The organism is Isoptericola sediminis (assembly GCF_013085345.1).
In the GTDB taxonomy this organism is placed as follows: domain Bacteria; phylum Actinomycetota; class Actinomycetes; order Actinomycetales; family Cellulomonadaceae; genus Isoptericola; species Isoptericola sediminis.
Genome location: NZ_JABFAJ010000003.1, coordinates 76,861 through 101,079 on the forward strand (window position 1 = coordinate 76,861; position 24,219 = coordinate 101,079).

At 73.3% G+C, this 24,219-nt stretch carries 24 protein-coding genes, 1 tRNA gene and 1 other RNA gene; 7 read left to right on the forward strand and 19 right to left on the reverse strand.

Annotation, left to right across the window (positions count from 1 at the left end; translation table 11 throughout):
• The first annotated feature begins 42 nt into the window (after positions 1-42).
• On the forward strand, positions 43-702 hold the full coding sequence (locus tag HLI28_RS01015; RefSeq protein ID WP_343035531.1) for a sigma-70 family RNA polymerase sigma factor: 660 nt from the start codon (positions 43-45) through the stop codon (positions 700-702).
• Here the strand turns inward: HLI28_RS01015 and HLI28_RS01020 are convergent.
• The 5 genes from HLI28_RS01020 to HLI28_RS01040 all read right to left on the reverse strand — a co-directional run bounded on the left by HLI28_RS01020 (position 603) and on the right by HLI28_RS01040 (position 5,152).
• Positions 603-1,736, reverse strand: coding sequence for a 3-deoxy-7-phosphoheptulonate synthase (locus HLI28_RS01020; RefSeq protein WP_246246252.1), 1,134 nt, complete (start codon positions 1,734-1,736; stop codon positions 603-605). The two genes, HLI28_RS01015 and HLI28_RS01020, sit on opposite strands and share 100 nt — an antisense overlap.
• Before the next feature lie 274 nt (positions 1,737-2,010).
• Entirely contained in the window at positions 2,011-2,511 is a 501-nt protein-coding gene (locus tag HLI28_RS01025; protein WP_171245638.1) for an NUDIX hydrolase, read from the reverse strand.
• A 40-nt stretch (positions 2,512-2,551) separates the two neighbouring features.
• Complete coding sequence (locus HLI28_RS01030; RefSeq protein WP_171245639.1) at positions 2,552-3,286, reverse strand: glutamine amidotransferase; 735 nt, start codon at positions 3,284-3,286, stop codon at positions 2,552-2,554.
• Positions 3,287-3,359: 73 nt separating this feature from the next.
• Positions 3,360-4,169: an ABC transporter permease gene (locus HLI28_RS01035; protein ID WP_171245640.1), complete on the reverse strand. Its 810-nt coding sequence runs from the start codon at positions 4,167-4,169 to the stop codon at positions 3,360-3,362.
• Positions 4,166-5,152 (reverse strand): ABC transporter ATP-binding protein, encoded by a 987-nt coding sequence (locus tag HLI28_RS01040; RefSeq protein ID WP_171245641.1) that lies wholly within the window; start codon positions 5,150-5,152, stop codon positions 4,166-4,168. Before HLI28_RS01040 ends, HLI28_RS01035 begins: the two co-directional genes overlap by 4 nt.
• A gap of 152 nt (positions 5,153-5,304) precedes the next feature.
• Between HLI28_RS01040 and HLI28_RS01045 the strand changes: the two genes are divergently transcribed.
• On the forward strand, positions 5,305-5,874 hold the full coding sequence (locus HLI28_RS01045; protein ID WP_171245642.1) for a hypothetical protein: 570 nt from the start codon (positions 5,305-5,307) through the stop codon (positions 5,872-5,874).
• Positions 5,875-5,991: 117 nt separating this feature from the next.
• On the opposite strand, the gene HLI28_RS01050 is transcribed toward HLI28_RS01045, so the two are convergent.
• From HLI28_RS01050 to HLI28_RS01065, 4 genes are all read right to left on the reverse strand, one after another.
• The gene (locus tag HLI28_RS01050; protein WP_171245643.1) at positions 5,992-7,113 is read right to left on the reverse strand and encodes an aspartate-semialdehyde dehydrogenase; all 1,122 of its coding nucleotides are present in this window, start codon (positions 7,111-7,113) and stop codon (positions 5,992-5,994) included.
• A gap of 5 nt (positions 7,114-7,118) precedes the next feature.
• The gene (locus tag HLI28_RS01055) at positions 7,119-8,426 is read right to left on the reverse strand and encodes an aspartate kinase (RefSeq protein WP_171245644.1); all 1,308 of its coding nucleotides are present in this window, start codon (positions 8,424-8,426) and stop codon (positions 7,119-7,121) included.
• A gap of 146 nt (positions 8,427-8,572) precedes the next feature.
• Entirely contained in the window at positions 8,573-9,352 is a 780-nt protein-coding gene (locus HLI28_RS01060) for a TSUP family transporter (RefSeq protein ID WP_171245645.1), read from the reverse strand.
• Positions 9,353-9,409: 57 nt separating this feature from the next.
• On the reverse strand, positions 9,410-9,988 hold the full coding sequence (locus HLI28_RS01065) for a DUF5063 domain-containing protein (RefSeq protein ID WP_171245646.1): 579 nt from the start codon (positions 9,986-9,988) through the stop codon (positions 9,410-9,412).
• Between the two features lie 199 nt (positions 9,989-10,187).
• Between HLI28_RS01065 and HLI28_RS01070 the strand changes: the two genes are divergently transcribed.
• The gene (locus HLI28_RS01070; RefSeq protein ID WP_171245647.1) at positions 10,188-11,321 is read left to right on the forward strand and encodes a 3-keto-alpha-glucoside-1,2-lyase-like domain-containing protein; all 1,134 of its coding nucleotides are present in this window, start codon (positions 10,188-10,190) and stop codon (positions 11,319-11,321) included.
• 50 nt (positions 11,322-11,371) lie between these two features.
• Here the strand turns inward: HLI28_RS01070 and recR are convergent, their stop codons facing one another.
• Positions 11,372-11,971 carry a recombination mediator RecR gene (gene recR, locus HLI28_RS01075; RefSeq protein WP_171245648.1) on the reverse strand — a complete coding sequence of 200 codons (600 nt, stop codon included), beginning with the start codon at positions 11,969-11,971 and terminating at the stop codon, positions 11,372-11,374.
• 48 nt (positions 11,972-12,019) lie between these two features.
• Here recR and HLI28_RS01080 point away from each other — a divergent pair, with 48 nt between their 5' ends.
• Positions 12,020-12,550: an NUDIX hydrolase gene (locus HLI28_RS01080; RefSeq protein WP_343035534.1), complete on the forward strand. Its 531-nt coding sequence runs from the start codon at positions 12,020-12,022 to the stop codon at positions 12,548-12,550.
• Between the two features lie 16 nt (positions 12,551-12,566).
• On the opposite strand, the gene HLI28_RS01085 is transcribed toward HLI28_RS01080, so the two are convergent.
• From HLI28_RS01085 to ffs, 8 genes are all read right to left on the reverse strand, one after another.
• Positions 12,567-13,406: a CPBP family intramembrane glutamic endopeptidase gene (locus HLI28_RS01085; RefSeq protein ID WP_171245649.1), complete on the reverse strand. Its 840-nt coding sequence runs from the start codon at positions 13,404-13,406 to the stop codon at positions 12,567-12,569.
• 153 nt (positions 13,407-13,559) lie between these two features.
• Positions 13,560-15,080 carry a serine hydrolase gene (locus tag HLI28_RS01090; protein ID WP_171245650.1) on the reverse strand — a complete coding sequence of 507 codons (1,521 nt, stop codon included), beginning with the start codon at positions 15,078-15,080 and terminating at the stop codon, positions 13,560-13,562.
• A 39-nt stretch (positions 15,081-15,119) separates the two neighbouring features.
• On the reverse strand, positions 15,120-15,551 hold the full coding sequence (locus HLI28_RS01095; RefSeq protein ID WP_171245651.1) for an NUDIX domain-containing protein: 432 nt from the start codon (positions 15,549-15,551) through the stop codon (positions 15,120-15,122).
• The gene (locus tag HLI28_RS01100) at positions 15,548-18,073 is read right to left on the reverse strand and encodes a DNA polymerase III subunit gamma and tau (RefSeq protein ID WP_171245652.1); all 2,526 of its coding nucleotides are present in this window, start codon (positions 18,071-18,073) and stop codon (positions 15,548-15,550) included. Before HLI28_RS01100 ends, HLI28_RS01095 begins: the two co-directional genes overlap by 4 nt.
• An 88-nt stretch (positions 18,074-18,161) precedes the next feature.
• Entirely contained in the window at positions 18,162-18,815 is a 654-nt protein-coding gene (locus tag HLI28_RS01105; protein ID WP_171245653.1) for a methionine ABC transporter permease, read from the reverse strand.
• Positions 18,812-19,891, reverse strand: coding sequence for a methionine ABC transporter ATP-binding protein (locus HLI28_RS01110; RefSeq protein ID WP_171245654.1), 1,080 nt, complete (start codon positions 19,889-19,891; stop codon positions 18,812-18,814). Before HLI28_RS01110 ends, HLI28_RS01105 begins: the two co-directional genes overlap by 4 nt.
• Position 19,892: 1 nt before the next feature.
• Positions 19,893-20,780: a MetQ/NlpA family ABC transporter substrate-binding protein gene (locus HLI28_RS01115; protein WP_171245655.1), complete on the reverse strand. Its 888-nt coding sequence runs from the start codon at positions 20,778-20,780 to the stop codon at positions 19,893-19,895.
• Positions 20,781-21,188: 408 nt separating this feature from the next.
• Positions 21,189-21,285: signal recognition particle sRNA small type (gene ffs, locus HLI28_RS01120), an RNA gene on the reverse strand.
• Positions 21,286-21,430: 145 nt separating this feature from the next.
• On the opposite strand from ffs, the gene HLI28_RS01125 reads away from it, so the two are divergent.
• The 3 genes from HLI28_RS01125 (at position 21,431) to HLI28_RS15855 (ending at position 22,828) form a co-directional block, all read left to right on the forward strand.
• A tRNA-Ser gene (locus HLI28_RS01125) sits at positions 21,431-21,515 on the forward strand.
• A gap of 305 nt (positions 21,516-21,820) precedes the next feature.
• Complete coding sequence (locus HLI28_RS01130) at positions 21,821-22,117, forward strand: type II toxin-antitoxin system VapB family antitoxin (protein ID WP_171245656.1); 297 nt, start codon at positions 21,821-21,823, stop codon at positions 22,115-22,117.
• Between the two features lie 36 nt (positions 22,118-22,153).
• Positions 22,154-22,828, forward strand: coding sequence for a LytR C-terminal domain-containing protein (locus HLI28_RS15855; RefSeq protein WP_171245657.1), 675 nt, complete (start codon positions 22,154-22,156; stop codon positions 22,826-22,828).
• Positions 22,829-22,866: 38 nt separating this feature from the next.
• On the opposite strand, the gene HLI28_RS01140 is transcribed toward HLI28_RS15855, so the two are convergent.
• On the reverse strand, positions 22,867-24,207 hold the full coding sequence (locus HLI28_RS01140; protein ID WP_171245658.1) for a uracil-xanthine permease family protein: 1,341 nt from the start codon (positions 24,205-24,207) through the stop codon (positions 22,867-22,869).
• Positions 24,208-24,219 lie beyond the last annotated feature (12 nt).

The window sequence follows — 24,219 nt, forward strand, 5'->3', positions numbered from 1 at the left end:
GTCGGCGACGTCCTGTCGGAGCGTGGGGGGATGGTGCGGACCGTGGTCGAGACACCCTCGGATCTCGTGGCGCGCGCGGTAGCCGGTGACGAACAGGCGCTCGCCCAGGTCATCGACACGGTGCGACGCACGGTCGCGCCCTACTGCCGCGCGCGACTGGGGTCGGGAGCCGGGCGCCACACCAGTGCCGACGACGTGGCGCAGGACGTGTGCGAGGCGGTGCTGGTCGCGTTGCCGCGTGCCCGGGGCCCGTTGCTGCCGTTCGTCTACGGCATCGCCGCCCACAAGGTCGCGGACGCGCTGCGGGCGGCCGCGCGGTCACGTCACCTGGTCGAGCTCGACGGAGTGCCGGAACCGGTCGTCGACGGCACGCCGGAGGACAGCGCGATGGCGGCCGACACGTCGGCGCGCCTGCGGGGGATGCTCGACCGCCTGCCCGCGGTGCAGCGGCAGGTCGTGGTGCTGCGGGTCCTGGTCGGCCTGTCCGCGGCACAGGCCGGCAGGAGGCTGGGCATGTCGGCCGGCGCGGTCCGGGTGGCGCAGCACCGCGGGCTGCGTCGGCTGCGGGACCTGGCGGCCGAGCATCCCCCGGACAGGAGGCTTCAGCCCTCGCGACGCGTGCGGATCGCCTCCGCCAGGACCGAGAGCAGCTCCGCCGTCGTGCCCCAGTCCATGCACTTGTCGGTGACCGACCGGCCGTAGACGAGCTGGTCGAGCGGTGCGGGCTGCTGAGCACCCGCCTCCAGGAAGCTCTCCAGCATGAGCCCGCTGATCCCCTGCTCGCCGTCGGCCAGACGCGCCGCGATCTCCCGCACCACCTCGGCCTGGCGCACGTGGTCCTTGCCGGAGTTCCCGTGCGAGGCGTCCACGATCACGCCGTGCTCCACGGGGCCGCCCAGCCCGGAGGTCCGGGCGACGGCCAGCGCGTCGGCGATGTCGGACGCGCCGTAGTTCGGCCCGCCCCGGCCACCGCGGAGGATGACGTGGCAGTCCGGGTTCCCGGCGGTCTCGACGGCGGCCGCGCGGCCCTCCGCGTCCGCGCCGAAGAACGTGTGCTCGCTCGCGGCCGTGATGCAGCCGTCCACGGCGATCTGCACGTCCCCGTCCGTGGCGTTCTTGAACCCGACCGGCATCGACAGCCCGGAGGCGAGCTGGCGGTGGACCTGCGACTCCGCGTTGCGCGCGCCGATCGCGCCCCAGGTGACGGCGTCGGCGATGTACTGCGGGGAGGTCGGCTCCAGGAACTCGCAGGCGGCCGGGACACCGGCGTCGAGCACACCCAGGAGCACCTCGCGGGCGAGCCGCAACCCGTGGTGGACGTCGTGCGAACCGTCCAGGTGCGGGTCGTTGATGAGCCCCTTCCACCCGACCGTCGTGCGCGGCTTCTCGAAGTAGACCCGCATGACGACGACCAGCTCGTCGGACAGCTCGCGGGCCAGCGGTGCGAGCCGGCGGGCGTAGTCGAGCGCGGCCGCCGGGTCGTGCACCGAGCACGGGCCGACGATGACCACGAGGCGGTCGTCCTCGCCGCGCAGCACGTCCCGCACCTCGCGCCGGGACGTGGTCACGAGGTCGCTGCGCGCGGTGCCCAGCGGGAGGCGGGCACGCATCGACCGCGGTGCGGGCAGGGGGTCCAGCGCGCGGACGCGGAGGTCGGAGGTCTCGGCCATCAGCTCAGTATCTCGCTCGGCGTCGGCGGTGCGCGCGGCGGGGGTGTCGGAGGTCGTGGTGCTCATGATCGCGGGGCTCCTGGTGGTGCGGTCGGTGTCGGCGGGGCGGCGGTGTCGCCGCACGCGTTCCGATCCCGACCGGAGGCCCGTCCGACGACGAAGGGCCCGGACGCGGTGCGCGTCCCAGGCCCTGTGCTGGCTCCGGTGGAAGGTGTCGGTCAGGCGCGAGCCCGCCGAGCTCCCAGCGGAGCCGGCGTAAAGCGCCAATACCAACGGATGTCCATGGCCATGACAGTACGCCCGCCGTCCCGCCGCGTCCAGCGCCGTCCACGATCCGGGCTCAGGGGCGGACGAACAGCGCCGCGTCGTCCGGCGCCGCGAGGAACTCCCGCTCGTGCTCGAGCCGTTCGCGGGTGGAGTCCGCCAGGTCGGCGGGCAGCTCGTGGGCGGCGAACCACCCGACCTCCAGGGACTCGTCGTCCGCGACCCGGGCGGCCCGGGCGGCCTCGGGCGACACCGGCCGGGCGCGGAACAGGGTGTCCAGGTAGGCGGAGCGGTCACCGTTCGGGTACGTCACCACCGGCGTGCTGAACACCCCGACGATCCCGACGACCTCGATCGCCACGGCGGTCTCCTCGAGGACCTCGCGCACGATCCCGGCGGCGGGCTGCTCGCCCGGGTCGAGGATCCCGCTGGGGATCGCCCACCGCCCCGTGTCGGCGCGGCGGCCCAGCAGGAGCCGGTGGTCACCGTCGCGCACGACGGCGCTGACCCCGGGCAGCCACAGCAGGTCGGTACCGACGCGGGCCCGCAGGGCGGCGACATGATCGGGGATCGGCATGCGCCGACCCTATCCCCGCGGCGTCGCCGCCGGAGGGCCGTCAGTCGCGCGCGTACCGGGTCACGAAGTTGCGCAGGATGCGCATCGGCTCGGTGACCGGCCGGGCCGAGGCCCGCGCGATCACGGCGCCGGCCTCCTCCGGGTCGAAGTAGCCGTGGTGGCGGTAGACCCGCACCCGGTCGGTGAGGCCGGCCAGGTCCAGCTCGGGGTGGAACTGCGTGGCGTAGAGGTTCTCGCGCAGCCGGAACATCTGCACCGGCGCCCACGGGGAGAACGCCAGGCGCACCGCTCCGGGCGGCAGCTCGCGCATCGCCTCCTTGTGCCCGGCGAACGCGGCGAACGCCGGCGGCACCCCCTCCAGCAGGGGGTCCTCGGCGCCCTCGCGGGTGAGCTCGACGGTGACGATGCCGACGTCCTCGCCGTAGTGCCGGTCCACCACTCCCCCGGCGAACGTGCCCAGCGTGCCGACCCCGTAGCACGCCCCCAGGAACGGGAAGTCGCGGTCCACGACCTCCTCGAGCAGGTCGGCCATCTCGCGCTCGACGCGGTGCTGGACGTCGGACTTCTGGTCGTCCGGGTCGGAGGAGTTGAACGGTCCGCCCCCGACGATGATCCCCGAGTAGGCGTCCAGGTCGACGGACGGCATCGGCCCGGCCTCGAGCCGCACCCGGTGGAGCTGCGCCGGGTGGAGCCTGCCGTACCGGCACATCGCCACGTACTCGCCGTCGGCGGCGACGTCCTCGGCCCGCGTCGCCAGCAGCAGGAACGGCTTCATGACCCGAGGCTATGCCGCGTGCGGGCCGACCGCTCGCGGGCCCGGGGCCCGCCCGCGGGACCGCCGGGCGCAGTCAGGACCAGCGGAACAGGCGGACGGCGAGCGGCAGCAGCAGCGCCGTCCACACCACCATGACGACCACCTGCAACGTCGGGAAGCCGTCGTCGAACCACCCGGCGGACAACGCCTGCGAGGCCGCACCGAGCGGGCTGAACTGCCCGATCTCCTGGATCAGGTCGGGCATCGCCGGCCCCGGCGTCCACACCCCGGCGAGCAGCAGCATCGGGAAGTAGACGGACATCGCGATGCCGTTGGCCGCGGACGCCCGGGGGGCGAGCGCCGCGACCACCATGCCCAGGGACAGCATCACGGCCAGGCCCAGCACGAACGCGAGCACGAGGACCGCCGGCTGCGTGGGCGCCGGCACGTCGAAGGCCACGGCCGCGACGACGAGGGCGAGCACGACGCCGACGGAGGTCGTGACCGCGTTGATCACCAGGTGCGCCGCGACGATGCCCTGCGGGCGCATCGGTGTGGTCGAGAGCCGCCGCAGCACGCCCTTCTCCCGGTACGTGGCGAGGGTGACCGGCATGACGGTGAGCGCCGCGGTGCCGACCGCCATCGCCAGGATCGTCGGCACGTAGGTGGCGATGGGCGTGACCTGGTACCAGACGGACCCCGGCGGGGCGCCCTGGATCGGGTCCCGCATGCCCGGGATGAGGAACCCGACGCCGACCAGCACCACCGTCGGGAACACCACCCCGAAGAACGGGGACGCGAGGTCGCGGAACCACACGAGGAACTCGGTCTGCAGCAGACGCCCGAACCCGCGCCACCCGGACGTCCCGGTCGGCCGGCGTCGCGCGGTCGCGGTGGCGGTCATGACCGGTCCCCCTCCGTCGCGAGCGCGGGTTCGTCCTCGTCGTCCTGCTCGGCGTACGTCCGCCCGGTGACGGCGAGGAACACGTCCTCGAGGGTCCTGGTCACGGTGCGGATGTCGTCCGGCACGAGGTCCGCCTCGGCGAGCGCCGGCATGACGGCGAACAGCACCCGTCGCGAGCCGGTGACGGCGACCTCGCCGTCGCTCCCGGGCGCGACCCCGTGGACGTCGGGGTGGGTCTCGGTGAGCCGGTCGAGGACCGCCCGGGCGGGGGCGGCGGTGCCCTCGGCGAAGCGGACGACGACGGTGCGGTCGGCCTGGAGGCCGTCGATGAGCCCGCGCGGGGTCCCCTCGGCCACGACCCGCCCCGCGTCGATGACGACCAGGCGGTCGCAGAGCCGCTCGGCCTCGTCCATGAAGTGGGTGACGAGCAGGATCGTCACGCCCGTCGCCCGGACCCGGTCGACGAGGTCCCACGTGGACCGCCGGGCCTGCGGGTCGAGGCCCGTGGTCAGCTCGTCGAGGATGGCCACCTCCGGGTTGCCCACCAGCGCGAGGGCGATCGACAACCGCTGCTTCTGACCCCCGGACAGGTTGCGGAACTGCTTGTCCGCGTGCTCGGTCAGGTCGAGCAGCGCGAGCAGGTCGTCCGGGTCGGCGGGCCGAGGGTAGAACGCGGCGAAGAGCCGGACGGCCTCGCCGACGGTGATGCGGTCGTGGAGGGTCGCCTCCTGGAGCTGGATGCCGAGCCTGTCCCGCACCGCACCGGGGTCGCGCTGGGTGTCGTGGCCGAGCACCCGGGTGGTGCCGCCGTCGGCCCGCCGCATCCCGGCGATGGTCTCGACGGCGGTGGTCTTGCCGGCACCGTTGGGCCCGAGGATGCCGAAGATCTCCCCGGGGCGGACCGAGAACGACACGTCGTCCACCGCGACCTTGTCGCCGTAGGTCTTCCGGAGGTGGCTCACCTCCACGACGGGGCCGTCCATGGCCCCTCCCTTCGCCGGACGGGACGTCATTCCGATGGTGCCATGCGCGCTCTCGTGGCGCAGGTGTCCCCGACGGTTCTCACCCGGCCGCGGTGGAGGTCCGGCAGGCCTCCCCGTGAGCGGAGAGGTTCCCGGGGGGCGAGGCTGGTGGCATGGACGCGGCGAACACCTGGTCGAGCCTGGCCTTCGTCGCCGCGGGCCTGTGGATCGTGGCCCGACGGCGCCGGCCGGGCGACGGTGCGGAGGCGCCGTCCGCCGCGCGCACCCGGGTCGCCCTCGGAGTCCTCGCCGTCGGCATCGGGCTGGGTTCCGTGGTCCAGCACGGTCCGGCTCCGGCCTGGAACCCGGTCGTCCACGACCCCCCGCTGCTGGGCGCCTACGCCCTCGTGGCCGCGGACGCCGTCGCGGACCTGACCGGTCGACGGCTGCGCACGTGGTGGTGGCTCGCGCCCACGCTGGCCGACGCGGTCCTGGCCGCCGTGTCACCGGCGGCGTCCATCGTCGCGCAGGGGACGGCGTCGGTCGTCGCGGTCGTGGCGATCCTGCTGCGTGCCGTCGCCCGCCCGGCGCTGCGACCCCGGCTGCTCACCGCCCTCGTCGTGCTCGGCGTCGGAGCGCTGATCGGCCTCGTCGAACCGTGGGGCCACGTCGCCTGGCACGTGCTCGCTGCGGCGGCGATCGTAATCGCGGCACCCGCCGTCGGGCGGCGCGGGACGGGCTGACACGACGAGGGGCCCGGGGGGAGCGTCTCGCTCTCCCCGGGCCCCTTCGTGCACGACCTCGGCAGCCTGACTCGCAGCCAGACCTCCTGACTCGCGATCAGGTGCCCTGACCCGCGGTCAGGCGTCGGCGGCCACCGACTCCGCGGACTCCGCCGCGTCGTACGTCGCCAGCTCGGCGATGTCGGCCGCGACGAGCTCGCCGATCTGGATCGCGTTGAGCGCCGCACCCTTGCGCAGGTTGTCGTTCGCGACGAACAGCACCAGCCCGCGACCGTCCGGCACCGACTGGTCGGTGCGGATGCGGCCGACGAACGACGGGTCGGCACCCGCCGCGCCGAGCGGCGTCGGGACCTCGGTGAGCTCCACGCCCGGGGCGTCGGCCAGCAGCTCGCGCGCCCGGTCGGGGGTGATGGCCGAGCCGAACTCGGCGTGGATCGCCAGCGAGTGACCCGTGAAGACCGGCACACGCACGCAGGTGCCCGCGACGGCGAGGTCCGGCAGGCCGAGGATCTTGCGGGACTCGTTGCGGAGCTTCTGCTCCTCGTCCGTCTCCTCGGAGCCGTCGTCGACGATCGCACCGGCCAGCGCCACCACGTCGAAGGCGATCGGCGCGACGTACTTCTCCGGCGTCGGGAACTCCACGGCGCCGCCGTCGTGCGTCAGACCCTCGAGGTCACCGGCGGTCGCGGCGCGCGCCTGGTCGGCGAGCTCCTTCACGCCGCCCAGCCCGGACCCGGACACCGCCTGGTACGTGGCGACGCGCAGACGCTCCAGCCCGGCCTCGGCCGTCAGCGGCTTCAGCACCGGCATCGCGGCCATCGTGGTGCAGTTCGGGTTGGCGATGATGCCCTTCGAGGCCTCGCTGATCGCCTCGGGGTTGACCTCGGAGACCACCAGCGGGACCTCGGGGTCGAGCCGCCAGGCGGACGAGTTGTCGATGACCACGGCCCCCGCCTCGGCGAAGCGCGGGGCGTGCTCGCGGGAGGTGCCGCCGCCCGCGGAGAACAGGGCGATGTCGATGTCGGCGAGGTCGTCGGTGGCCGTGGCCGCCGTGTCCTCGACGGTGACGTCGACGCCCTCGTAGGTGATCGTCGACCCGGCCGACCGCGCCGAGGCGAACAGCCGCAGCTCCTTGATCGGGAAGGCCCGCTCGGCGAGCAGCTTGCGCATCACGGCGCCGACCTGACCGGTCGCGCCGACGACGGCGACGTTGACTCCGGTGGAGTTGATCTGTGCCACGTGGCTCACCGCCCCGTCCCGGCGTAGACGACGGCCTCGCCCTCGTCGGAGTCGAGCTCGAACGCGGTGTGGATGGCGCGCACGGCGTCGTCGAGGCTGTCCGCGCGGGTCACGACCGAGATGCGGATCTCGGAGGTGGAGATCATCTCGATGTTGATGCCGGCGTCGCGCAGCGCCCCGAACAGGCGCGCGGAGATGCCGGGGTGCGACTTCATGCCGGCGCCCACGAGCGAGACCTTGCCGATCTCGTCGTCGATCTGCAGGTCGAGGAACTTCAGCTCGGACTTCACGGCGTTCAGCGCCGCCGTCGTCGAGCGGACGTCGGCGTGCGGGAGCGTGAAGGAGATGTCGGTCCGGCCGGTGTCGGCGGCGGAGACGTTCTGCACGATCATGTCGATGTTCGTGCCGGCCGCGGCCACGACCTCGAAGATGCGGGCCGCCTGGCCCAGGGTGTCGGGCACGCCGACGATGGTGATCTTGGCCTCGCTGCGGTCGTGCGCGACGCCGGAGATGATCGGGTCTTCCATGGGGGCTTCCTCCTGCTCCTCGGAGCTGGCGTTCGGGTCGATGAGGTCTCCGTGGGTGCCCTTGACGAGGGTGCCGGGCTTGCCCGAGAACGAGCTGCGCACGTGCACCGGCACGCCGTAGCGGCGGGCGTACTCGACGGCGCGCAGCGCCAGCACCTTGGCACCGGAGGCGGCGAGCTCGAGCATCTCTTCGTAGGTGACCTTGTCGATCTTGCGAGCGCCCGGCGCGATGCGGGGGTCCGCGGTGAAGATGCCGTCGACGTCGGTGTAGATCTCGCAGACGTCGGCGTCGAGACCGGCGGCCAGTGCGACCGCCGTCGTGTCGGAACCGCCACGACCCAGGGTGGTGACGTCGTTGTTGCCGCGGTTGACGCCCTGGAACCCCGCGACGATCGCGACCTGGCCCTTCTCGAGGGTCTGGCGGATGCGGTGCGGGACGACGTCGACGATGCGGGCCTTGCCGTGGACCGCGTCGGTGAGGAGACCGGCCTGCTGGCCGGTGAAGGACTTCGCCTTGACCCCGAGCTTGTCGATCGCCATGGCGAGGAGCGACATCGAGATCCGCTCACCGGCGGTGAGCAGGATGTCCATCTCGCGCTGCGGCGGTCGGGGACTGATGTCGGCGGCGAGATCGAGGAGCTCGTCGGTGGTGTCGCCCATGGCGCTCACCACGACCACCACGTCGTTGCCGGCGCGCCTGGCCTCGGCGATGCGCTTGGCCACGCGCTTGATCGAGCGGGCGTCCGAGACGGACGACCCGCCGTACTTCTGCACGACCAGTGCCATGCATACAACCTTTCTGTCGCCGGCCTCCGTCTCTCTCAACGGTCCGCCGGTCCCTTGTGTGTGCGCGGTCCATCGTAGCGACCCCACGTGACGAGCGGTGTGCCAGGTGTCACATCCGGGCGGATCGAGGCCCGTCCCGGGCGTCCCTACGCCGCGGCGGTGACGACGTCGTACCCGAGCGTGCAGATGAGCGCGCCGACCACGACGACGAACACCACACGGACGAACCTGCTGCCCTTCGACACCGCCATCCGGGCCCCGACGTACCCGCCGACGAGGTTCGCGACGCCGATCGCCAGCCCCAGGCTCCACACGACGGCCCCGGCGGGCACGAAGAAGATCAGGGCACCCAGGTTGGTGGCGAAGTTCACGATCTTCGCGAGCGCCGAGGCCGGCAGGAACGCGTACCCGAGGATGCTCACCAGGGAGATGACCAGGAAGGTGCCGGTACCCGGACCGAGCAGCCCGTCGTACGCGCCGATGACGAGGCCGATGCCGGCGGCGGTCCAGCGGTGCCGGTTGCCCTCCCAGCGCAGGTTGTCGTACCGGCCGAGCTGTGGCCGGGCGAGGGTGAAGACCGCCACGCCGATCAGGACCACCAGGATGATCGGCGTGAACAGCTCGGCGGGTATCTGCGTCGCCAGCGCGGCTCCCCCGACGGCGCCGGCCAGCGCGGCCGCGGCCATCGGCCCGGCCGTGGTCAGGTCCGGCCCCACACGCCGGTAGTAGGTGATCGAGCTGACCGAGGTGCCCATGATCGAGCCGAGCTTGTTGGTCGCCAGCGCCTGCACCGGCGACATCCCCGGCACGAGCAGCAGCGCCGGGAGCTGGATGAGTCCCCCGCCGCCGACGACGGCGTCGACCCAGCCGGCGGTCAGTCCGGCCAGGACGAGCAGGGCGACGGTGGTGGGGTCGAGGTCGGGCACGTCCGGAATCCTCGCACGCGGCGACCGCTCGCGACGCGCGGTCCGGGCCGCGCGCGGTCAGGAGTGCAGGGCGTCGTACTCCGCCTCGGCGGCCACGTCGGCCTCCACGTCGAGACGCAGGTGCGCCAGCACCGACTGCAGCAGACGCAGCGCCGACGAGGCGCGCTCACCCCAGCTGGACAGGTAGGAGAACTGCCACCACCACAGGCCCTCGAGCTCATGCCCGTCGTCGAAGTGCTGCAGCCCCTTGGCGATCTCCTCGGCGACGCACGCCAGGTCGCCGGACAGCGACGCCGGGCCGAGCTCCCGGCCCAGCACCGGGTCGACGACCTCGACGTAATCGTCGAACCCGTCGAACATCTGGCCCAGCGCCGTGCGGAGGGGGTCGACGTCGGTCTCGCGGCCCGCGTCGGGCTCGAACCGCTGCGGCGGCACGACGTCGACGATGGCGGCCAGGCGGGCGCCCGCGGCCAGCAGGTCGGAGGTGGCCAGGATCAGCAGGGACAGCTCGGCCCCCGGGAACCCGCCGGAGGCGACCTGGGAGGCCGTGGACAGGAACGTCCGCGCCTGGGTCGACATCTGGTCGGCGACCTCGCGGAGCTCGGAGTCTGCGGCGATCTCTGACACGGTGCTCATCCGTCCTGTGGTCCCTGCCGCCGGTCGATCAGCTCCCGGCGGACCGTCGTGCTGCGTCCCAGTCTCCACCGACAGGGCGTCCCGGCGCCAGACGTGCGCGGGGGACCCCGCGACCTCGCCCGCGCGGCCCTGATTGTCCGCGCACCGGAGCCCGCCTAAGGTCGTCAGGGACCGTTTGCGCCCTCGCCGAGGAGGAAGGATGTCTGCGCGACCGCTCGGGGTCCCGTCCCTCGGCCTGGCGGGCCTGGTGTGCCTCACGCTGGCGAGCTGCGGTCCGCCCGGTCCGGGTGCGCCGACCGGCGGCCCGTCGGACCCTGCGGTCCCGGCCGACGCCCCGTACTCCGAGGCCGAACGATCCGACCTCACAGGTTCGGCCCGGTCGTCCGCCGAGCACAACGGCTACTCCGGGTCCGGGTTCGTCGACGGCCTCAACGCGGTCGGGGCCGGCGTCACGTTCACCGTCACCACCGACCGGGCGGGCGCGCAGCCGGTAAACCTGCGCTACGCCGACGGCAGCGCCCCGTCCGGGGGCTCCACCACCCTCTCGACGTCGGTCAACGGCACCGCCGTGGAGCCGTGGGCGCTGCCCGCCACCGGCGGCCCGGACCGCTGGGACGTCGCCACGCGCGAGCTCGTGCTGGTTGCCGGGACCAACACGATCACCGTCCGGCGTGGCGAGCGGGACTCCGGTCAGGTCACCCTCGACGCGCTCTCCCTCGGCGAGAACCCGGACCCGTGCTCCCCGGCCGCCCCGGACCCGGGCTACACCGCGCTGTTCGACGGCACGCTCGCGAGCTTCGACGACTGGCGCCTCGCCGGCGCCGGCTCCTTCGGGCGCGGGGACGACTGCACCCTCGAGTCCACCGGCGGCCTGGGCCTGCTCTGGCACACCGCCGAGCTGGAGGGCCCCTACAGCCTCCGGCTCGAGTGGAGGCTGGTGGCCGACGACAACGGCGGGGTGTTCGTCGGGTTCCCTGACCCGGGCGGCGATCCCTGGGTCGCTGTCGAGCAGGGCTACGAGGTCCAGATCGACGCCAGCGACGAGGCCGACCGCACCACCGGGGCGGTCTACACCTTCCAGGGAGCCGACCCGGAGGCCGTGGCCGACGCGCTGAACCCGGTGCCCGCCTGGAACTCGTACGACATCCACGTCGTGGACGGCACCGTCAGGGTCTTCCTCAACGGGGCGCTGGTCAACGACTTCACCGGCACCGACCCGGCACGCGACCTGTCCTCCGGGTTCGTGGGCGTGCAGAACCACGGTCCGGGCGACCGGGTCTCGTACCGGGACATCCAGGTCAGGCCGCTCGGTGACTCTCCGGCCTCCCCGTGACCCCCACGCGCCGGCGGCGACAGGCGCGGCCGAGCGCACCACGGGAGGGGTCAGCCGCCGACGACGCGCCGTCCCTCGAACGCACGGCCGAGGGTGACCTCGTCGGCGTACTCCAGGTCCCCGCCGACCGGCAGCCCGGACGCGAGCCGGGACACCGTGACCCCCATCGGCCCGATGAGGCGGGAGAGGTAGGTCGCGGTGGCCTCGCCCTCGACGTTCGGGTCGGTCGCGATGATGACCTCGGTGACGGTGCCGTCGGCCAGTCGCGCCATGAGCTCGCTGATCCGCAGGTCGTCCGGTCCGACGTTCTCCAGCGGATTGATGGCGCCGCCGAGCACGTGGTACTTGCCGCGGAACTCCCGCGTGCGCTCGATCGCCACGACGTCCTTCGGCTCCTCGACGACGCAGATCACCTCGTCGCTGCGACGCGGGTCCGCGCACACCCGGCAGGTCGCCGACTCCGCGACGTTCCCGCAGGTCTCGCAGAACTGCACCCGCGCCTTGACCTCCGTCAGGGCGTCCACCAGCCGCCGCACGTCCGCGGCGTCGGTGGCGAGCAGATGGAACGCGATGCGCTGCGCGCTCTTGGGCCCGACACCGGGAAGCCGGCCGAGCTCGTCGATCAGGTCCTGGACCGCACCTTCGTACACGCGCCCAGCCTACGGCGCGGCGGGGACTTCTCCGGCATGATGCGAGGGGTGAGCGAGGACACGAGGGACGAGCTCGTCGCCCTCTTCGACGACACCGGTGCACCGTGCGGCACCGCGTCGCGTCGTCGCGTCCGGGCCGAGAACCTGCGCCACGCGGCGACGGCCGTCGTCGTCCGCAACGCCGCCGGCGAGGTCTACGTGCACCGCCGCACGGACACCAAGGACGTCTACCCCGGCCGCTACGACTTCTGCGCCGGCGGGGTGCTGCGGGCCGGCGAGTCCCCGTTGCAGTCCGCACGCCGCGAGGTCGCCGAGGAGCTCGGCGTCCAGGGAGTCCCCCTGCTGCGGCTCGGCGAGCGGGACTACGCCGACGCGCACACCCGGTACCGCGCGTTCCTGTTCACCTGCACCTACGACGGCCCCGTGCGGTGGCAGCCGGAGGAGGTGGCCTGGGGCCGGTGGGTCTCCCCCCGGCGCCTGGTCGAGATGGTGGACGAGCTGGTGTTCGTGCCCGACTCGGTGGCCGTCCTGGACCGCTGGCTCGACGCCCTGCGGGCCTCCGGCCACGGGAGCGACTGAGGGGCGGGCCAGCCGCTCAGGCTGCCCGGTGGGCGCGGTTCCGCGCCGCGTCGAACCCGAGTCGCCCCCTGGTCACGAGGACGAGCACGACCGCGGCGGTCACGAGGGTGGCCCCGATGGCGACGTCCACCGCGAGGTTGTCCGCGCGGAGCACGAGGTGGTCGAGCGCCGGGGTGAAGCTCCCGTGCAGCAGGATGCACAGCAGGACGCTGCCGGTGCGGTTGTAGAGCCAGGTGTAGAAGAACGCGAACACCATCGGACCGACGAACCCGAGCCCGTACAGCGGGAGGTGCCAGACTCCCCAGACCACCGCGAGGAGGCAGGTGGCGGCCAGCGGGGCGAAGCGCTCCTGGAGCCGGGGCAGGGCGAACCCGCGCCAGCCGGGCTCCTCGAACCCACCGCCGACGGTGGCCACGAGCAGGAACGTCCCGAGGTAGGCGGGCAGCCGCTCGCCGAGCAGCGCGAGGTCGATCTCCTCACCGACCAGGGCGAGCTCGACGTTCACGATCGCGAGGAGCAGCGGCGGCAGGCCGAGCGCGTAGAGGTAGTACCGCAGCGGGACGCGCCACCGGACGATCTGCCGTGCCCACGGACGGACGGGCGCCCCGGTGCCGCGGAGCACGATCAGCGCGGAGGCCGCCGGCCCGAACCCTCCCACGAGCAGCAGGGCCTGGGCCGCGGGTCCGCCGAGGCCGGCGACCAGGGGCACCCACAGGGTCCACGAGATCCCGTAGGCGAGCACGACGAAGGCGGCCAGCGGATGCACCGTCACCCAGCGGCGCAGGGCCCGTGGACCGTGGTCGGCGGTGCCGGGGAGCCGCGGGGGTCGCGGGGGTCCGGCGTCCGGTGTCGTCATGGTGCGCCCCCGGGGCGGTCACGTGGTCACTGAGCCCTGCTGCGACCAGCCAACCCCGCCCGCCGTCGGGACGGTAGGGACCAACGGCCCGACCGCACGGGACTCCTTGCCCCGTCCGGTCGGACCCGCTCGCGCCGGACGCGCCGCCCGCCGTCACACCTGGCCCGGTGGCGGCTCCCGGCGTGCTCCGACCCCCGTCGCACGCAGCAGAGCGGTCCGGCCGAACGACACCGGCTGGTCGGCGGCCACCTCGACCCGGTGCCCTGCGGAGTCACCCCCGAACGAGAGCCGGACCTCGAGGGTGAAGGGCGTGCCGCACCGGATGATGCGGAGGGTCAGCTCGTGACCCCCCGTCCAGGCGGCGGCACCGGCGACGGCGACCCGCTCGCCGTGGTCGAGCTCGGCACGGCCGGTGACCCACCGCCCGAGACCGCACCGCACCGTGTGCTCGGCGCCGCCCGGCGCGCCGACCCACCGGAACGCCAGGTCACCGTCGACGCGGTCCACCGAGATCGCGTGCCAGGGCAACGGGGTGTCGGACGGCGCGGCCTCCGCGTCGTCCTCCAGGTCCAGCACGAACCAGCAGCCGCGCACCACGTCCTCGAGGACGCCGTGCTCCCAGCCCGACGGCGTGACGACCGCCAGGTCGTCCGGGGCGAACGACGTGGCCTCCGCGGGCTGCGGGCAGCCGAGCTCCGGCACCCGGTCGAAGGCGCGGCCGAGCGTGTCCCAGATCGCGTCCAGCTCGGCCGCGGTCTCGGTGGTCCCGCTGGTCAGCACCACCACGGCGTCGTGCTCCGGCCAGACGACGACGAACTGGCCGAAGGCGCCGTCGGCCCGGTACGCACCGTGCCGGCACCGCCAGAACTGGTAGCCGTAGCCCTGCTCCCAGTCGGGCTTCTCGTCCGGGCCGTTGTCCACCTGCGCGGCGGTCATCTCGTCGACCCAGGACGCCGGGACGAGCTGCCGGTCGCCCCAGCGGCCCCGCCGGAGCCAGAGCTGCCCGAGCGCCGCGAGGTCCTCCGTGGTGACGGCGAGCCCGTACCCGCCGACGTCGATCCCCTGCGGGCTCTGCTCCCAGGTCGCGCCGGCGATGCCCAGCGGCTCGAACAGGCGGGGGGTCAGCCAGTCGAGCAGCCGCTGCCCGGTGAGCCGGTGCAGGATCGCGGACAGCAGGTACGTGGCCCCCGTGTCGTACACGAACCGGGTCCCCGGCGCGTGGACCATCGGGGAGGCCAGGATGTCCCGGGCCCAGCCCGACCCGGGTCGGTGCAGGTTCCGCAGGGTGAAGTCCATGCTGTCGGTGCCGTGACCGCTGGTCATGGTCAGCAGGTCGCGCACGGTCATCGCCGCCAGATGCTCCGGCGGGTGCGCGGGGGCGTCCTCCGGCAGCAGGTCGACCACCCGGTCACCGGTGCCGAGCAGCCCCTCGTGCACGGCCATCCCGACCGCCGTGGCGGTGACCGACTTGGAGACCGAGAACGTCCGGTGCGGATCGCCCGGGGCGAAGGGATCCCACCACGCCTCGGCGACCACGTGACCGTGCCGCAGCACCATCAGGCTGTGGACGTCACGGACCTGGTGGAGAGCCGCGACGAGGCGCCGCAGGGACTCGGGGTCGACCCCCTGGGACACGGGGGTCGCGCGGGGCAGGAGGTGGTGCGTCGTCGTCACGGAACCACTGTGGCAGGTCGAGGCCGAGGCTCCGGCGGGCTACCCCGGCGTCGTCCGGGGCCGCCCGGCGCCGAACCGGGACATCAGCTCCTGCGACAGCGGGGCGACGGGGAACGGGGTGACGGGGTCGTGCGGGTCGACCCAGCGCAGCTCGGCGAGCTCTGCGAGCGCCCGGGGCTCGAAACCCGTCGGGAGCTCGAGCTCGAAGACGTGCGCGTCGACGACGTGGTCGGGCTCGTTCGCGGCCGTGGCATGGTGCTGCCCGAGGGCTCGCACGCGCGACGGGTCGGCGTCCAGGCCGATCTCCTCGGCGCACTCGCGCAGGAGCGCGTCGCGCGGGGACTCGCCGGCCTCGATCTTGCCGCCCACCTGGATGAACGTCCCGGTGCGCTGCTTGCGCACGAGGAGCCACCGGCCGTGGCGGACGATGACGGCCGCCACGATGTGCAGGGTGGTGGCCGCCGCGGTCACGCCTCGTCCGCCGTCTCGTCGATGACCTTGCCGTCCAGCATCTTGACGACGAGCGGCACGCCGACGAGACCGGAGGAAACCAGCTCGGCATCCGTGTCGGAGGTGTCGTCCTCGTCCGGCGCCGTGCTCGGCGTCGCCGGGGACCGCTCGGGTGCCGGCGCGGTCGACGCGGCAGCGGAGCGCATCCGGTGCGGCCACGGGTCCGCCGGCGGCCCGGCCGGTGCCGGCGTCCCGGTGGACGCGGAGGTGTCGCGCGACCACGACACCGTCGGGGCTGCGGCGACGGCCTCGTCCGGATCCGGCCGGGCCGGCGCACCACCGGACGGCGCGGCCGACGCGGCCGACGCCGCGCTCTGCGACGTCGCGGCGGACGCCCCGGCGAGCCAGGCGTCGTCCGCGGCCCGGGCGGCGTCCGCCGCCGCGTCGTCGGCGCGGTCGTGCGCGGGTCCGTCGGGGTGCGGCGCGCTGTCGACCGGATCGGCCACCCGTTCGGCGACGGCGACGCCGGTGCGGCCCGTCGTGGCCGCCGAGACGTGGGACGGGGCCGACGGCGCACCGCCGTCGGCCCCCGGGGCAGCGGCCCCCTCCGACACCGGGTCGTCCTGCGGCGGCGGTCCGGGCTCCTCGGTGGCCGATGCACTCGGCGCCGACGCGGGGCCGGGCGCCCCGACGGTGACGTCGATCTGCGCACGCAGCCCCAGGGTCTGGTAGACGGCTTCGGCGAACGCCTCCAGGTGCCGCGGCTGGGAGAAGTTCCGGGCCAGTCCCTCGGTCTGGAAGCTGAGCCGGAGCCGGTCACCCGCCAGCGAGCCGATCTGCGCGTTCTGCTCGACCAGCGCCCGGGTCACCGGGCTGGCGAGGTTGGCGACGATCTCCTCCCACCGGCGCCGCAGGTCCTCGGCCGTCGTCCCCGTCGGCTCCGCGGACGGTGCCGGTGCGGCGGGCTGTTCCTGCGGGCGGGCGGCGGGCGGTGCGGTGGTCCCGGGCTCCTCGGTGGCGGAGACCTCGGCGGACGGCTCCGTACCGACCGGCTCGGCCGGTGCCGGCGGCTCGGTCGCCACCGGCTCAGTGGTCTCGCGCGCCTCCGTAGGCGCTTCGTCGGCCTCGAACGTCTCCTCGACCGACGTTGGTGCGGGAGCCTGAGCAGGCGCCGCCTCCCGCGGCGACGGCTCGGTCGGTTCCGGGGCGGGCTCGGGGGCGCTGACCTCCGCCACGGTGCGGCGGCTCCGGGCCAGCGCGGCGCGGGCGGCGGCCGCACCGGACAGCCCCGCCGGTGCGGTCGGCTCCTCCGCCGGCTCGGCCGCCACGGCCGGTGGCGTCGTCGTGCCGGGCGCCGCACCGACCGGTCCGGCGGCCACCGCACCCCGCTCGAGACGGTCCAGACGAGCCCCGAGCCCCTCCGTACCGTCGTCGGCGCCCGGCAGCAGCAGACGGGCGCACAGCAGCTCGAGGTGCAGCCGAGGCGAGGTCGCCCCGGTCATCTCGGTCAGGGCGGTGTTGACGAGGTCGGCGGCGCGGGAGAGCTCCGAGAAGCCGAGGTTGGCGGCCTGGTGGCGCATCCGCTCGAGCTGGTCGGCGGGCAGGTCGCGCAGCACGGCGTCGGCGGCCTCGCCGGAGACCGCGATGACGATGAGGTCCCGCAGGCGTTCGAGGACGTCCTCCACGAAGCGGCGGGGCTCGTGACCGGTGGCGATGACGTGGTCGATGACGCGGAAGATCGACGCCCCGTCGCGGGCGGCGATGGCGTCGACGACGTCGTCGAGCAGCGTGCCGTGGGTGAACCCGAGCAGGCTGACCGCGAGGTCGTACTCCACGGTGCCGGACGAGCCGGCGATGAGCTGGTCCAGCACGGAGAGCGTGTCCCGCACCGATCCCCCGCCGGCGCGGGTGACCAGCGGGACCACACCGGCGCCGAGCTCGATCCCCTCGGCGGCGCAGAGCTGCTCGAGGTAGGGACCGAGCACGTCCGGCGGGACCAGCCGGAACGGGTAGTGGTGGGTGCGCGAGCGGATCGTGCCGATGACCTTGTCCGGCTCCGTCGTCGCGAAGACGAACTTGATGTGCTCCGGCGGCTCCTCGACGATCTTGAGCAGCGCGTTGAAGCCGTGCGAGGTCACCATGTGGGCCTCGTCCAGCACGAAGATCTTGTACCGGTCCCGCGCGGGGGCGAAGGTGGCGCGCTCGCGCAGGTCGCGGGCGTCGTCGACGCCGTTGTGGCTGGCGGCGTCGATCTCGACGACGTCCAGCGAGCCGGGACCGCCACGGGCCAGCTCGACGCACGAGGGGCACTCGCCGCACGGGGTGTCCAGCGGCTTCTCGGGGGTGTTGCGGTGGCAGTTGAGCGTCCGCGCGAGGATGCGGGCCGACGTCGTCTTGCCGCAGCCGCGCGGTCCCGAGAACAGGTAGGCGTGGTTGGCACGACCGGTCCGCAGCGCCTGCCGCAGGGGTGCGGTGACGTGGTCCTGGCCGATGACCTCGGCAAAGGTCTCGGGCCGGTAGCGGCGGTACAGAGCGGTCGTCACGCAGCCACTGTAGACGTCGTGGCCGACACGAACATCCCGCCCGGCACCCGTCCGTCCGGCGACGCCCCGGGGCGCACCTCGACCCGCCTCAGCGCCGCAGCGCGCGCCTGGCCAACCCGTTCCCCAGCCACTGCACGAGCTGGACGACGACGATGATGATCACCACGACCAGGGCCGTCAGCGCCCAGTCGTACTGCCGGTAGCCGTACACGATGGCGAAGTCGCCCAGCCCGCCCGCGCCCAGGTAGCCGGCGATGGCCGACATGTCGAGCACCCCGACGAACAGGAACGTGTAGCCGAGGATCAGCGGGGACAGCGCCTCGGGCACGACGACGGTGCGCACGATCCGCAGCGGCGAGGCGCCCATGGCCCGGGCCGCCTCGATGACGCCGGGGTCGATCGAGACGAGGTTCTGCTCCACGAGTCGGGCGAACACGAACGACGCCATGACGCACATCGCGAAGGTGAACGCCCCGGTCCCGATCGTCGTCCCGACCACGGCGCGGGTCACGGGACCGAGCGCCACGAGGAAGATGATGAACGGGATCGGTCGCACGACGTTGACGGCGACGTTGAGCACCGCGAACACGCCGCGGTGCTCCAGCAGGTTGCCGGGGCGGGTCAGGTACAGCCCCAGGCCGAGCGCCAGGCCGCAGACGCCGCCCACGGCCAGGGTGATCAGCACCATGAAGACCGTCTCGCCGAACGCCTGCCCCAGCAGAGGCACGAGGTCGGGGCTCATCGGTCGCTCCCCTCGGCCGCGGGTCGGGTGGCGGTGCCGTGGTCGACGACGGTCGTGGCGGCACGCAGCCCGTCCAGCGCGGCGTGCACCGCGGCGTCGTGGCCGACGAGCTCGACCGTCAGCGAGCCGTAGGGGCGCTCGGCGAGCTCGGTGATGCCGCCGAAGACGATCGTGCCGTCCACGCCGTGCTCGGCCAGGACGCGGGTGACCTGCGCGGACGATCCCGAGACCTCGTCGATCCGGGCCGTAACGATCCGTCCCGGGTGCCGTTCCCGCAGCCGGGCGAGCACGGCGGACGACGGGACGTCGCGCAGCGCCGAGGCGACGAACCGGCGGGTGACCGGGTGCTCGGGTGCGCTGAACACCCGGTAGGCGTCACCGAGCTCGACGACCCGGCCCGCCTCCATCACGGCGACCCGGTGGCAGATCGAGCGCACGACCTCCATCTCGTGGGTGATGACGACGACCGTGATGCCGAGCTCGCGGTTGACGCGCTGCAGCAGGGCGAGCACGTCCGCCGTCGTCTCCGGGTCGAGCGCGCTGGTGGCCTCGTCGGCGAGCAGGAGCCGGGGGCTGGTGGCCAGCGCCCGGGCGATGCCGACGCGCTGCTTCTGCCCGCCGGACAGCCGCGCCGGGTGGACGTCGGCCTTGTCGCCGATGCCCACGAAGTCGAGCAGCTCGCGCACCCGCGCGTCCCGGTCGGCGCGCGGCCACCCGGCGACCTCCAGGGGGTAGGCGACGTTCCCGGCGACGGTCCGGGAGGCCAGCAGGTTGAACTGCTGGAAGATCATGCCGATCCCGGCCCGGACCGGCCGCAGCTGCGCCTCCGACAGACCTGTCAGGTCGGTGCCGTCGACGACGACGGATCCCGCCGTCGTCGTCTCCAGGGCGTTGGCCAGCCGCACGAGGGTGGACTTGCCGGCTCCGGAGTAGCCGATGACGCCGAAGACCTCGCCGGCGTCGATGTCGAGGGTGACGCCGTCGACGGCGCGGACGGGTGCGCCGCGGCGGCGTCCCCGGCCGCGGGCGGGGAACTCCTTGACGGCGTCGCGGAAGCTGAGGAGGGGGTGGCTCATGTCAGCGGCCGGCGAGGTCGGTCTCGATGCCGTCGAGGATCGCCTGCAGGTCCGCCGCGTCGTTGTCCTTGATGACGCCCGTGCCGCCGGAGGCCTCGAGCACGCCGGCCTCGACCTCGGGCGAGTGGTAGATGTCCACGAGCTGCTGCAGCGTCTCGTCCTCGGCGTCGGCGGAGCGCGCCACCCAGACGTTGATGTACGGCGCGGCCGCGGCGGAGTCCGGGTCGTCGGTGAAGATCGCGTCGTCCTCGGTCAGACCCGCGTCGCCCACGAAGTCGTTGTTGATGATCGAGGCGTCGACGTCGGCCAGCGCGATCGCGGTCTGCGCGGCGTCGACCGGCGTGACGGTCACCCGGGACTCCTCCGCGATGACGTCCGCCGGGGTGGAGAACGAGCTCCCGCCGTCGCGCAGGGTGACCAGACCGGCGTCCTGCAGCACGAGCAGCGCCCGGGCCTGGTTGGTCTCGTCGTTGGGGATGGCGACCTGGCCGCCCGCGGGGATCTCCTCGAGGCTCGCGTGGGCGGTCGAGTACAGACCCAGCGGGTAGACGGCGGTGGCCCCGATCGGGGTGAGGTCGTCGCCGCGGGCCGCGTTGTACCCGGCGAGGAACTGCAGGTGCTGGAACTGGTTGAGGTCGAGGTCACCGTCGGACAGCCCCTGGTTGGGCAGCTGGTAGTCCGAGAAGTTCACGATCTCGACCTCGATCCCCTCGGCGGCGGCCGCCTCGGCGAACGTGTCCCAGTAGTCCTCGCCGGCCGAGACGACGCCGATGCGGACGGGGTCCTCGGACGTCCCGGCGGAGGTGGCGGCGGCCTCGCCGGAACAGGCGGCCAGCGCCAGGACGGAGGCGGCAGCGCCGGCGGCGAGCAGGGTGGGGCGCAGGGTCATGACAGGGGTCCTTCCGGGCAGGGGCGCACGACGACGAGCCTCGCCGTGGCGCGACGAAGAGGGGAGAAGCACAGGGAGAGAGCGGCAGGCCGCGGCCATCAGCGCGCGACGGGCCTGGGCGTCGTCAGCGACGGACGACGGCGGGGAGCTGGGCGGTCAGCGACCGCACATTCGCGAGGCCGGCATCGCCGCGGTGCACATCGGGGCGCGCAGGTTGGTCTGCGGGGCCTGGTGTGCGGAGCGAACGATGCGGTGCATACGAGGAGCAGACCATCCGCGGCACCGGCGCACCAACTCCGTGGGGGCAAAATCTCGCGATACGAATGTCCCGTGTATCGCATGTCGAGAAGCCGCTGGTCAGCCCGGGACGTCGCCGTTGACGCCTCGATCGCGCCTCCGGCCGGAGACGCAAAGGACCCCTCGCGCACCCGCCAGAGCTCACCTACCCTTGCTGCCTTCCGGCCCTGGGGGAGTTCAGCGAGATGACGCCGCACGAGGGGTCTGCCCACAGCCTAACCGAGAGTGGGCGCCACCTCGAAACCGTCCCGGTCGAGGGTCGCGCACCTCACACCGGGCCGATTCGGAGACTCGGGCCTCCGTCCGCTATTCTGCTGGGGTTGCCCGGCGCCCTGAGCGTCGGTCATGTCCGAGGAGGATTCGCCTAGCGGCCTATGGCGCACGCTTGGAAAGCGTGTTGGGTTCACGCCCTCGGGGGTTCGAATCCCCCATCCTCCGCCGGCACGAAGGGCCCGCACCTCGAGGTGCGGGCCCTTCGTCGTTCCCGGGCTCCTGCGGGGGCCGCACGACGCCCGAGCGGGCCCTGCACGTCACGGGTGTCCGTGCCCGACCGGCCGAGCACGACACCGCACGAGTCAACGACGAGTCACGGATCGGTGAGGCGAGGGGCACGATCGGCACCTCCCCTTCCCGCTGCCGACGGGCCGGGCCGACGAGATCGTGGTGCGATCGTGACCTCGAGGTGACGAATCCTGACAAGTCGTCCTCGTCGGGCGTCACCCCCGGGCTCTACGATGACGTCCATGATTTTCAAGGCCGTGGGCGACGGGCGCCCCTACCCCGACCACGGACGCGAGGGATCCATGGACTGGTCCGACGTCCCCCCGCGTCAGGTGCGTCTCGACGAGCTCGTGACCACCAAGCGCACGCTGGACCTCGACGCCCTGCTCGCGGAGGACTCGACGTTCTTCGGCGATCTCTTCGCCCACGTCGTCGAGTACCGAGGCGTCCTCTACCTCGAGGACGGTCTGCACCGCGCGGTGCGCGCGGCGCTCCAGCAGCGCCCGATCCTGCACGCCCGCGTCCTGACGGTGGGCTGACCCGCCGTCGCGAGGAATCTCGGGTATTTTCTTCGCGTGACTTCACCAGCCCAGGACCCGGCCCGCGTCGCTCGACGACGTCGCAAGCACGAGCGCCAGGCTGTGGTCTTCGGGCTCCTGATCGCCCTCATGGTGATCGTGGGTCTCGGCGCCCTCGCGATCTACACCGAGACCATCGACTCCCCGATCAGCGAGCCGATCGTCACGCCGGAACCCGCCTCGGCGAGCATCGAGCCCGCCTGCCTGCCCGTCGCGGAGAAGTGGCCGGACGGCACACCGCCGATGAAGTACTCCAAGGTGAAGGTGCGGATCTACAACGCCGCCGACTACACGTTCAACCTCGCCAGCGCGAACGCCGACGCGCTCACCGAGCGCGGTTTCGACGTCCGCGACACGGGCGACTTCACGTACCAGATCGAGGGCCCCTCGGAGATCCGCTACGGGATCAAGGGCGTGCGGCAGGCGTACACGCTGGCCGCGCAGTACGAGAACGTCCGCCTCGTCATGGACGACCGCTCCGGATCGTTCGTCGACCTGATCGTCGGGCAGGAGTGGCAGGAGCCGCTGCCGGTCGAGGAGGTCCCGCTGGAGACCGGCGAACCCATGACCAACGCGCCGGGGTGCGTGCCGCCCGAGGACCTCGACCCGGTGGAGCGCGAGTACGGGTACGAGCGGGGTCCGAACGCGGGCGAGAACGCCGACGAGGCCTGACGAGGTCCGACCCCGGGGGACGCGGTCCGCAGACCCGATCAGTCCGCCCGGTCGGTCTCCCGATCGCCCTTCGCCGAACCGCCGCTCGCCGGCGGGGCGACGGAGGCCGGTGACGCCAGGTCGGGCGTGGTCCCCCGCCACCGACCGATCCACCGCATGCCGTGGTACAGCACGAGCGCGGACGCCGTCCCGAGGGCGATGCCCTCGAAGGTCAGGTCACCGGCGGTCCACGTGTAGTTCGCGATGGCCACGACGAGCGGCACAGCGGCCGTCGTGAGGTTCACCGGGTCACCGAAGTCGACGCGGTTCTGCACCCAGATGCGGAACCCGAGCACGCCGATCATGCCGTACAGGATCGTGGTGACACCGCCGAGCACACCGGCCGGGACCGTGTTGACGACCTCGCCGAACTTGGGCGAGAACGACAGCACCAGCGCGCCGGCCCCGGCCACCCAGTAGGCGGCGGTCGAGTACACGCGCGTCGCGGCCATGACCCCGATGTTCTCGGCGTAGGTCGTCGTGCCGGAGCCGCCACCCGTCCCGGCCAGCGTCGTCGCGACGCCGTCGGCCAGCAGCGCGCGACCCATCCGGTCGTCGAGGTCCTGGCCGGTCATCGCGGCGACCGACTTCACGTGGCCGACGTTCTCGGCGACGAGGACGAAGACCACGGGCAGGAACAGCCCGAGCACGCCGGGTTCGAAGCTGGGTGCGGTGAACGTCGGGGCGCCGAACCAGGCCGCCTCCCCCACCGCGGCGAAGTCCACCTCGCCGCGCACGACCGCGAAGGCGTACCCGACGAGCACCCCGACGAGGATCGCCAGGCGGCCGAGGATCCCGCGGAACAGCACCGACACCAGCACCACGGCCACCAGGGTCACCACGGCCGTCACCGGCGCCACCTGGAAGTTGCCCCAGGCCGCGGGCGCGAGGTTGAGCCCGATGAGGGCGACGATCACGCCCGTCACGACCGGCGGCATGACGACGTCGATCCAGCGGGCGCCCGCGAGGTGCACGACCAGGCCGACGACCGCCAGGAGCACACCCGTGACGAAGATGCCGCCGATGGCGGCGGACTGCCCGTCCGAGGCCGTGGCCGCGCCGATCGGGGCGATGAACGCGAAGCTCGACCCCAGGTAGCTCGGCAGCCGGTTGCCCGTGATGAGCAGGAAACCGATGGTGCCGATCGCCGAGAAGAACAGCGTCGTCGACGGCGGGAAGCCGGTGATCAGCGGGACGAGGAACGTCGCACCGAACATCGCCACGACGTGCTGCAGGCCGATCCCGATCGTGCGGGGCCAGGTGAGACGTTCACCCGGGGCGACGACCTCTCCCGGCGCCACGTGCGCGCCGTCACCGTGCTTCGTCCAGCCCAGCTGCATGTCGCTCCGTCC